This is a genomic window from Amycolatopsis minnesotensis, from assembly GCF_039529815.1.
Lineage (GTDB): Bacteria > Actinomycetota > Actinomycetes > Mycobacteriales > Pseudonocardiaceae > Amycolatopsis > Amycolatopsis minnesotensis.
Genome location: NZ_BAAANN010000055.1, coordinates 32,005 through 42,205, shown reverse-complemented (window position 1 = coordinate 42,205; position 10,201 = coordinate 32,005). Strand labels below are relative to the sequence as shown.

At 71.0% G+C, this 10,201-nt stretch carries 9 protein-coding genes and 1 pseudogene; 9 read left to right on the top strand and 1 reads right to left on the bottom strand.

The window, feature by feature from the left end; genetic code table 11:
- The 9 genes and pseudogenes from ABD256_RS40430 to ABD256_RS40390 all read left to right on the top strand — a co-directional run.
- Positions 1–1,464: pseudogene (locus ABD256_RS40430) on the top strand (sigma-70 family RNA polymerase sigma factor); the annotation flags it as partial.
- Positions 1,465–1,498: 34 nt separating this feature from the next.
- Positions 1,499–2,029 (top strand): GtrA family protein, encoded by a 531-nt coding sequence (locus ABD256_RS40425; RefSeq protein WP_344431050.1) that lies wholly within the window; start codon positions 1,499–1,501, stop codon positions 2,027–2,029.
- A 58-nt stretch (positions 2,030–2,087) separates the two neighbouring features.
- Positions 2,088–2,639, top strand: a complete 552-nt coding sequence (locus ABD256_RS40420; protein WP_344431049.1) for a GtrA family protein — start codon at positions 2,088–2,090, stop codon at positions 2,637–2,639.
- A 272-nt stretch (positions 2,640–2,911) separates the two neighbouring features.
- Positions 2,912–4,300, top strand: coding sequence for an MFS transporter (locus ABD256_RS40415; protein WP_344431047.1), 1,389 nt, complete (start codon positions 2,912–2,914; stop codon positions 4,298–4,300).
- Positions 4,297–5,148, top strand: a complete 852-nt coding sequence (locus ABD256_RS40410) for an SDR family oxidoreductase (RefSeq protein ID WP_344431046.1) — start codon at positions 4,297–4,299, stop codon at positions 5,146–5,148. Before ABD256_RS40415 ends, ABD256_RS40410 begins: the two co-directional genes overlap by 4 nt.
- Before the next feature lie 497 nt (positions 5,149–5,645).
- Positions 5,646–7,916, top strand: a complete 2,271-nt coding sequence (locus ABD256_RS40405) for an ATP-binding protein (RefSeq protein ID WP_344431043.1) — start codon at positions 5,646–5,648, stop codon at positions 7,914–7,916.
- Complete coding sequence (locus ABD256_RS40400; protein ID WP_344431042.1) at positions 7,913–8,566, top strand: response regulator; 654 nt, start codon at positions 7,913–7,915, stop codon at positions 8,564–8,566. The genes ABD256_RS40405 and ABD256_RS40400 overlap by 4 nt, the downstream gene beginning before the upstream one ends.
- Positions 8,567–8,678: 112 nt before the next feature.
- Complete coding sequence (locus tag ABD256_RS40395; protein ID WP_344431040.1) at positions 8,679–9,350, top strand: response regulator transcription factor; 672 nt, start codon at positions 8,679–8,681, stop codon at positions 9,348–9,350.
- Between the two features lie 2 nt (positions 9,351–9,352).
- Positions 9,353–9,802, top strand: a complete 450-nt coding sequence (locus ABD256_RS40390; protein ID WP_344431038.1) for a Pvc16 family protein — start codon at positions 9,353–9,355, stop codon at positions 9,800–9,802.
- Here ABD256_RS40390 and ABD256_RS40385 read toward each other — a convergent pair.
- The gene (locus ABD256_RS40385) at positions 9,736–10,194 is read right to left on the bottom strand and encodes a hypothetical protein (RefSeq protein ID WP_344431037.1); all 459 of its coding nucleotides are present in this window, start codon (positions 10,192–10,194) and stop codon (positions 9,736–9,738) included. The two genes, ABD256_RS40390 and ABD256_RS40385, sit on opposite strands and share 67 nt — an antisense overlap.
- Positions 10,195–10,201: the final 7 nt, after the last annotated feature.

The following is a 10,201-nucleotide window of genomic DNA, read 5'->3' as shown; positions in this document are numbered from 1 at the left end:
CTTCCCGCCGGTGCGGCCGCGGCCGGCTCCGGGCAGTTCGCCGCGGTGGCCGCGGCCGGGGCGTCGATCGCCGCCGCGGTGGCCGCGGGCCTCGCCTCCGGCGGCACGCACGAGATCCCCGCCGCGATGGCACAGCCCGCACCACCCGCGGCTCCCGCGCCGCCCGCCCCACCGGCACCGCCACCGGCCGCACCCGTCGTTCCGCCCGCGCCGCCCGCTCCCCCGGCACCTCCGGCACCCCCGGCACCTCCGGCACCGCCGCCCGCGGCCCCCGCACCGCCGCCGGTACCGGCTCCCCCGCCCGCGCCGAACCCGCCAGCACCACCGCCGCCACCATCGCCGAGCCAGCCCGCTCCGCCGCCGGAGGCGCCGAAACCGCCCAAGGTCAGCGCGCACGGACCGGACGGCTCGATCGAGCTGCAGCCCGGCTCCGGGCCCGTCGACCTGCCGATCACCGTGCGCAACGACGGCGGATCGGTGTCCGAGCCCGTCGTCGTCTCGCTGCCGCTGCCCGACGGCGTCTCCTCGCTCGGCTCCGGAGGAGGAGGCCAGGGTGGCGGGGGTGCCGCCGTGGGCGGTCCCCGCCTGCTGGCCGCTCCCGGGCTCAGCGTCGAATGCCCCGCCGGCGAAGGCACCGTGACCTGCAAGACCGAGCGCGGGCTCGAACCGGGCGAGTCGGCCGTGCTGACCTTCCACCTGGTGGCCGACGAACGCGCCAAGGCAGGCGAGATCACCGGCTCGGTCACCGCGGGCAGCCAGGTCAAGGTGTCGGTCAAGGTCCAGGTGGCCGTGAAACCCGCGCCGGACGACCTGAAGCTGCGCGTGGACTCGGGATGGGACTGGACGCCGTGGCCGACGCACTCCTCGCTCCCGTGGATCCGCGTGGACGTCCGCAACGACGGCCCGCTCGCGCGTCCGGCGACGGTGTCGCTCAACCGGCCCGTGCACCTCATCTCCCCGAGCAACGGCGCCTCCTGCGACCACGGCGCCACCACCACCTGCACCGGCGACGCCCCGCTGGAACCCGGTGAGCACCTGCGGTTGTGGTTCCAGCCGAACCGGCCGCCCGCGTACGGCACCGCCGTCACGGTGACCGCGACGGTCGGCTCGGCGAGCACCTCGCGGACGGTCTACCTCGGCTGCGGCTGGTGGAACTGCTGGGAGCCGAGGCCAGAGGTCCCGCCCGTGGTGCCGCCCGGCCTGCCGCCGACCGTCCCGCCGACGCTGCCCTCACCCGGCAGCGGCTCGACGAAGCCGCCGACGAGCGTGAAGCCGACGAAGCCCAAGCCGCCCACCGGCGGCGGGACCCCGTGGCAGCCGGGGAAGCCGACGGCGCCCGGTGCGCCGTCGACCACCACGACCGCGCCCGCCCCGCCGGGGAAGCCGCGATCGGATCTGCCGGACAGCCCGTCCGCCGTCGCGCCGACCTCGTCCCGGCCGTGGTGGTGGCTGCCCTGGCTGTGACCGCGCCGTCGCGGTACGCGTAGCGTCCGTCCGCATGTGGGGTTCGCTGCGCGCACTGCCGGGGCCGGTCAAACGGCTGCTGATCCGCCACGGCGAACTCGCGCGTTTCGCGCTTGTCGGCGGGTTCTGCTTCGTGCTCACGCACGTCGCCGACTACGCGCTCAAGCTGACCGTGCTGACCGAGAAGCCGCTCACCGCGTTCGGGCTGGCGACCATCCTGGCGACCGTGGCGTCCTACGTGCTCAACCGCGAATGGGCGTTCCGCACCAGGGGCGGCCGCCAGCGCAGGCACGAAGCGGCGCTGTTCTTCCTGGTGAGCGCGATCTCGGTGGGGCTTTCCCTGGTCCCGTTGTGGATCTCCCGCTACGTGCTCGGCCTCGCCGTGCCGAATGTCGCGTTCCTGACGCAGGAAATCGCCGACTACGTGGCGAGCTTCCTGCTCGGCACCCTGCTCGGCACCGCGTTCCGCTGGTGGGGATTCAGGAAATGGGTGTTCCCGGCCCAGGTGAACGCCGTTTCCGGCCGGGCGCGCCATTACCCCGAAACGGACGAAAAGGCCGCCTGAGCAGCGATGATGGACGGCCGGGCCCCTCTCGTGCGGCTGCCTCCGTAGACTCGTCACCGTGTCCGTCGTGGAAACCGTGCTGTCGCGTACTCCCGAGCCGTTGCGCTCGGTGCTGATCAGGCACCGTGAACTGCTGAAGTTCGCGATCGTCGGCGGCACGACGTTCGTGGTCGACAACGGCGTCTGGTACTTCCTCAAGCTGAGCGTGCTGGAGTCGAAGCCGACGACGGCCAAGGCGATCGCGATCATCGTCGCGACGATCGTGTCGTACGTGCTGAACCGCGAATGGTCGTTCCGGACCAGGGGCGGCCGCGAACGGCACCACGAAGCCGCGCTGTTCTTCCTGGTGAGCGGGACGGCGGTGGTGGTGAACCTGATCCCGCTGCTCGCTTCGCGCTACCTGTTCAACCTGGAGATGCCGCACGTCAGCAGGCTGGTGCAGGAGATCGCCGACTTCACCAGCGGGTCGATCATCGGCATGCTGCTGGCCATGGTGTTCCGGTTCTGGGGCTTCAAGAAATGGGTGTTCCCCGAGGAGCTCGGCGGCAAGAGCAGGCCCGCCGGACCGGAGGGCTCCGACGACGGCGATGTGACCCCGCTCCAGCGGTAGTTGCTTTTTCGCATGTAGTTGTCTAACCTCATGCACGAGCGGTTCACCGCTCCATCCTGTCCACCTGAAAGGGCCCTCGCGAAGAGGACCGGGACGCCAGCCGGGTTCGAACGGCTGAGTGCGACGAATCAGAGGTGATCGAAGGCCCCCGACGGCACGGCCGTCCGGTGCGCCTTGGCGGAACCGCCTGTCCCCAGGCGATGACGCACATCCGTTTCCAGCCCTTCCCTCGAAGGGCTGTCCCGTTTTCCCTTTTTCGAAGGACTTTCGTCTTGTCGTCTCCACCCGTGGCAGGCGTGCGCCCGAAGCACGCCAGGCCGGTTCTGCTCGGCCTTCTCCTGTCCGTCTTCCTCGCGATGCTGGACGCCCAGGTCGTCGCCACCGCGCTCCCCCGCGTCCTCGCCGATCTCGGCGGCTCCGGGTTCGCCTGGATCACCACCGGCTACCTGCTGGCGAGCACCATCAGCGCGCCCGCGTACGGGAAGTTCGGCGACCAGTTCGGGCGCAAACCCGTGTTCGTCACCGCGATCGCGCTGTTCCTCGCCGGGTCCGCGGCGTGCGCGCTGGCCCCGACGCTGCCGTTGCTCATCGCCGCGCGCGTGCTGCAGGGCATCGGCGCGGGCGGGCTGTTCGTCTCGGTCATCTCGATCCTTTTCGACCTGTACCCGGGACGCGAACGCGCTCGCGTGATGGGTTACTTCTCGGTGTGCTTCGCGGTGGCCTCGCTCGCCGGGCCCGCGGTCGGCGGCGTGCTGACCGACCTGCTCGGCTGGCGTTCGATCTTCCTCGTCACCGTGCTGGCGGGCGTGCTCGCGCTCGCCGTCGTCGTGCGGTACCTGCGCCTGCCGAAACCGCACGGGCGCGCGGTACTCGACTGGCCGGGCCTGATCCTGCTCAGCGGCGCGATCGGGGCGCTGACCCTGCTCACGTCCTGGGCCGGTTCGCGGTACCCGTGGCTGTCGTGGCCGATCGGCCTGCTGGCGATCGCCACGATCGTCTGCGGTATCGCGTTCGTGGCCGCTGAACGCCGTGCTCGCGAGCCGGTTCTCCCGCCGCGGCTGTTCCGCGACGGCACGTTCCGCGTCGCGACCTCCGTCAGCGTCATCGCCGGGTTCGTGTTCCTCGGCACGGTCAACTACCTCGCGCTGTTCGTGCGGGCGATCGGCGTCACCAGCGCTTCGGTGACCGGGCTCGTGCTCTCGCCGATGATGCTCGGCGTCGTCGCTTCGTCGATGCTCAGCAGCAGGCGCATCGCGAAAACCGGCTCGTACCACCGGTATCCGGCGGCCAGCATGGCGCTGGGCCTCCTCTCCTGCGCACTGATGTCCATAATGGACGCATCGGTGCCGCTGCCGCTCGTGGCGGGCACGCTCGCCGTGTTCGGCCTCGCCGCCGGGCTGAACATGCAGGTGCTCGGGCTCGCCGCGCAGAACACCGCGCCGCCCGGGGACATCGGCGCGGTGTCCGGCGCGATCACGTTCCTGCGCTCGCTCGGCACCGCTGTCGGGATCTCGGTCTTCGGCTCGGTGTTCACCGCCACGCCCGACCACGTCTCCGCGCTGCACCACGTCGCACTCACCGCGGGCGTTCTGCTCGCGGTCGGATTCGCCGTTTCCCTTTCCCTCAAGAGCATTCCACTGTCCACAAAGGAGCATTCATGACCGTCCTCGTTTCCGGCGCCACCGGCAAGATCGGCCGCGAACTGGTGCCGATGCTGCTCGACCGCGGTACCGCGGTGCGCGCGCTCACCCGCGACCCCGCTTCGGCGCGCGTCGACCCGCGCGCCGAAACCGTCAAGGCGGATCTCGACGACCCCGCCACCCTGCCCCCGGTGCTCGACGGCGTCGACGCGGTGTTCGTGCTGACGAACGGCCACCGCGGCGAGGGGCTCGCCCAGGAAACCCACCTCGCCACCGCGGCGGCGAAGGCGGGCGCGGGCAGGCTCGTCAAGCTCTCCACCACCGGCGTCCACTTCGGCGGCACCGACCAGATCTCGGCAGGGCACCGCGCCGCGGAAGAGGTGATCCGCACGGCGGGGCCGTCGTGGACGATCCTCCAGCCGGGCGGGTTCATGGACAACCGGCTCTGGTGGGCGAAGACCGCGCGCGAGGAGAACGCCGTCCACGTCTTCGAAGCCGAAGGCGCCTCGGTGATGATCCACGCCCGCGACATCGCCGCCGTCGCCGCCGAAGCGCTCACCGGGCCCGGCCACGAGGGACGGACCTACCAGCTCACCGGTGGCGAAGTGCTGACCCCGGCGGACCAGGCCGCCGCGCTGTCCGCGGCCGTCGGCAGGCGGCTCGACCTCGTCGTCGACACCGAGGCCGACCTGTGGGCGCAGTTCCAGGCGAAGGGCTGGCCGCGGGAAAGCTTCGACGGCTTCGTCGCGCTGAAGCGCGGAGCCTCCGGACGGGAAGCGATCGTGTTCGACACCGTCGAGGCGCTCCTCGGCAGGGCCCCACTCACCTTCGCCCGCTGGTGCACCGAAAACGCCGCCACGTTCGGCTGATCCCGACGGGCCCATGGCGGCACCCGATGTCGTCATGGGGCCGTCCCGCGGTCCCTGAAGGATGTTCCCGAGGGCACCTTCAGGGCATGCGCCCTGGAGCGGGAGCAGCCCCGGTGAAGGCCACATCCGCGGCATGCACATCCCTGAAGGCCCCTGCAGGGGCCTGAGCGCGGACGGGGGAAAGAGGCGCGGGCGGCGAAATCCCAGCGCATGCCCTGAAGGTCACCTTCGCGGCGTCAGATTCCCCGAAGGGCACCTTCAGGGCATGCGCAGCGGACCTCACCTCGGCCTCTATAGGAGCATCCTTCACGACATCACCAGCACCACGCCACCCACCACGAGGGGCGAGAACGCGGCGTCAGATTCCCCGAAGGTGCCTTTCAGGGCAGGCCGCCGTGGCCCTGGCAAAATGAGGTTAGGCCGTTCGGGTGTTGTATTACCCGGCGGGCAGGCGAATTCATTGGGCTGGCCAGCTTGGATACGACAGACTTCAACACGTGTTCAATTCGGGAGCCGTTCGCCGCGCACCCATCTTCTTCCTCCTGCTCACCTTGACGTTCCTCGCCGTCGGCGTGGCAGGTGTCATCTGGCGCGCCGGCACCCCCGGCGACGGGACCACCGTCAACGTCGTCAGCGGCGCGATCTCCGGCGACGGCGCCGTGGTCAGGGACACCGACGACGTGACGCCCTTGCGCACCGGGGACATCGTGCTCGCCGTCGACGGCAGGAACATCCGCGACGCGCTCGCCACCGGCATCGGCGGAAGGCCGGTCCACGGCGGCGAAGTCCTGCGCTACGACATCGTGCGCGACGGCAAGGCCCTTTCGCTCGACGTCGCGCTCCGGCAGTTCTCGATCGGCGGAAACCTGGTCAAGGGCTGGCCGTCGCTGCTGGTGAACATCGCGCTGCTGGGCACGGCTTCGGCGATCTTCGTCGCCCGCCCGCGCGAGCCGGCCGCGCACGCCGGGATCCTCGCCTCCGGGATCGGCGTCGCGACGGTCGCCTGGTCCGGCTACTTCCAGCTCGAAGTGATCGATCTCGTCGCGGGCGACCAGTTCTGGCGCTGGTACGGCGGTCAGGCGATGTTCGCGCTGCTCTGGGCGGGCATGGTGCACTTCGCGCTCGCCTATCCCGAGGTCACCGATCGGCGCGGGCACCACCGGCTCGTCACCGCGGCCTACACCGGGACCCTGCTTTCCTACGCGCTGCTCGCCGCGTTCGCCTGGCTGTTCGCCGAAGACCCGTTCGATCGGCTTTCGATCATGGGCTCGCCCGCGATCCCGTCGTTGTATCTCTACCCGTTCATCGTGCTCTTGATCCTTGTCACGAAGTACGTGCGGGGCGAAGATCCGCTGCTGAGGAGGCGCCTGCGATGGCTCGCGGTTTCCTTGTCCGGTGCGGCGGCGCTCTACCTCTGCGTCTGGGTCATTCCGACGGCCGTGTCGGGAACCCCGCCGGTGCCGATGGAATACCACACGCTGGTGTTCCTGCCGGTGCCGATCGCGGTCGCGATGGCCATTCTGCGGCACCGCGCGCTGAACATCGACGTGGTGCTCAGCAGATCGCTGGTCTACGCCACCTTGACCGTGCTGCTCGCCGGCGGTTACATCGGTGTGGTCGGGATGCTCAGCGCGCTGTTCCCGCCGCTGGGCAGCATGTGGCAGCAGGCGATCGCGGCCGCCGCGCTCGCACTGGCCGTGCAACCGCTGCGGGCGTGGGTGCAGCGGCTGATCAACGTCAGGCTGTTCGGTGAACCCACCGACCCGTACCGGGTGGTGTCGTCGCTGGCGGCCCGCCTGGAAGAGATCGACACCCCTACGGAGCAGCTGACCGCCATGGTGGAAACGATCGGCGCCGCGTTGCGATTGCCCTATGTGGCCATCGAACTCGATCGCGACGAGGGCAGTGAAGAAGCCGCGGCCTACGGCGTCCCGACGGCGCTGTCGCACCGGCTGCCCCTGACCTTCCAGGGGGAGCCGATCGGCAGGCTCGTCATCGCGCGCCGCAGCCCGCGGGAAACGCTGAGCCGCAAGGAAAGATCGGTGCTCGCCGAGGTCGCCAGGCACGCGGGCACGGTGGCGCACACCGCGCGCCTGACCACCGACCTGGTGCGCAGCAGGGACCGGCTGGTGAGCGCGCGCGAAGAAGAACGGCGGCAGCTACTGCGGGAACTGCACGACGGCGTCGGCCCGACCCTCGCCGCGATCACGCTCGGCCTGCGCGCGAGCAGGCGCGCGATCGGCGAGTCCGCGCCGCCGGCGATGCTGCTGGCGAAACTGCAGGACGCGCTCAACGGGGCGAGCACCGAGATCCGCAGGCTCGCGCACGGGCTGCGCCCGCCCGCACTGGAGAAGCTCGGCCTCCGCGCGGCGATCGAGGACTACATCGGCACGATCGGGCACGCGCCCGGCCTCACCGTCTCCTACGACGCGCCGGAGGAACTGCCCGCCATGCCGCCCGCGGTCGACGTCGCGGCGTACCGGATCGTCTGCGAATCGCTGGCGAACGTGACGCGGCACGCGAAGGCGAGCAACTGCACGGTGACCTTGAAGGCGGGCACCGATCTGGAGATCGAAGTCAGCGACGACGGGATCGGCCTCGACGAGCACAGCGCGCCGGGGTTCGGGCTGGCGTCGATGCGCGAGCGCGCCGCGGAACTCGGCGGCCGGTTCCGCGCCGGGCCGCGCCCCGGCGGCGGGACGACGGTGTCCGCGGCACTGCCGCTGCCGCCGGAACTTCCCGGCCACCCGGCGGAAGGGGCCCGATGAACGAGGAAGGGATGCTCCGCGTCCTGGTGGTCGACGACCACCCCCTGTTCCGGTTCGGGGTGTGCACGATCCTCGCCGGGGAGACGTCGATCGACGTGGTCGGCGAGGCGGCGAACGGCGAAGGCGCGATCAGCGCGACGGCGGCGCTGGCGCCGGACGTGGTGGTGATGGACCTCAACCTGCCCGATCTCAGCGGGGCCGACGCGACGAAGCAGATCGTGGCCACCCACCCCGGCACGGGGGTGCTGATGCTGACCATGTCCGACGAGAACGAGTCGGTGTTCGCGGCGATGCGGGCCGGCGCGCGCGGGTACCTGCTCAAGGACGCCGAGCCGGACGAGATCGTCCGCGCGGTGCGGGCGGTCGGGCGGCGCGAGGCGATCTTCGGTCCCGACATCGCCAACCTCGTGCTCGGGTTCTTCACCGAACCCCAGCCGCGGGCGGCCCCCGCGTTCCCGGAACTGACCGCGCGCGAACGGGAAGTGCTCGGCCTGATCGCCACCGGGTCGAGCAACACGGTCATCGCGAGCACGCTGTGCCTGTCACCGAAAACCGTGCGCAACCACATTTCGAACGTGTTCGCGAAACTGCGCGTCGCCGACCGTGCGGAAGCGATCGTCCGCGCCCGCAACGCCGGGCTCGGCGACTGAACGGGCCGTTCGCCCCGCGCGATCGGGTGAGAAAAGGGGACCGGAGTCCCATGCGCCTGGGACACCCTTTCCGCGAAAGTGGGAGCACCGCAAAACCGAACGAGGGGAAGCCATGCTCGGTTCAGCCCGTACCCCGGTCATCGTCCGCGCCACCGACCCGATCCTTCGCGACGGCATCTGCATGAGCCTGCGGACCAGGGATGACGTATGGCTCGTGCGAGAGGGCCAGAACGACGGGGACAGCAGAGAAAACACCGACGGCCTCGCCGACGGCGGCAGAACGGTGGCGCTGCTGGTCGCCGACCGGCTCGACTCGGCGATGGCGCGGCTGCTGCGCTCGTTGCAGGCGAAGGGGTTCACCCGGATCGTGCTGATCGCGGGCGAGATCGACGACAACGAGGTGCTCGACGCGGTGGAGCACGGGGTGTGCGCGGTCGCCAGGCGTTCGGAGATCACGCCGGACGTGCTGGTGCGGCTGGTGCGGGCGGCCGCGGCCGGGGAGGGCGCGCTGCCGCCGGACCTGCTCGGCAGGTTGCTGAGCCGCGTCGCCAGGCTGCAGCGCCAGGTGCTCGAGCCGCGCGGCCTGCACCTGACCGGGATCACCTCGCGGGAGACCGACGTGCTGCGGCTGGTCGCCTCCGGGCTGTCCACGCAGGAGATCGCGGACCAGCTGTGCTATTCGCAGCGCACCGTGAAGAGCATCCTGCACGACGTGACCAACCGGTTCCAGCTGCGCAACCGCTCGCACGCGGTCGCGTACGCCATGCGAGAGGGCCTGATCTGATCATGATCCCCCAGGTCGACGACGCGCTCTGCCGCCTGTTGGGGCCGCACCTGCCGCCGGGCACGGTGGTGCGGGTGGACCCGCCGAAGCCGACGTGGCAGAGCGACGCGCCGTCCAGGGTGGTGAACCTGTTCCTGTTCGGGCTCGCCGGTACCCCCGCGCCGGGGTGCCGGCTGTCCTATTTGGTCACCGCGAAGGCACCGAAGGTGCGCGACGAGCACATTCTCCTCGACGCGGCGCTGCGCGCGGTGGCACGGCCGGAGCCGCTTCCCGGCGAGCTCCGGCCTCCGGTGGCGCTCGCGGTCGGCGACGTGGAACCGGGCCTGCTGTGGACCACGCTCGGCATGCCGGCGCGCGCGGCCTTCGTCGCCATCGTCGACGTGCCTCATTCCTGGGAAAGCACGATCGCGCCGACCGAGGAAAGCGCGCTGCCGAAGAACTCTTCCCACTGAGCGGTGGTGCGGGGCGACCCCGTTTCCAGTCCCGTCCACGCCGCACCGACTTCGAGGAGGTACGACGGCTTCCCCGTGATCTCGGCGTCGCCGAGTGAGAACGCGACGTGGCAGGCCCCTTCGAACACCATGGCCGACGGCGCGCGGAACAGGTGTCGCGTTTGGACGAACCGGTGCCCGGCCGCGGCCTCGACCGAGGGGGCGGCCGAGTCGATCCCGCGCACGTAAACCCCTTCGGCTACGGCGGCGAGCACGTCACCCCGCGGCTCGCCGGTGACCAGTAGCGCGCCGCGCAGCGACAGCGCCACGGCGACCGCCACCTTGCCGAGCACGGCCGACGCCACGGCGACCGGCTCCTCGGGGAGCGGAAAGTACTGCGAGGGGACCTTCACCGTCTTA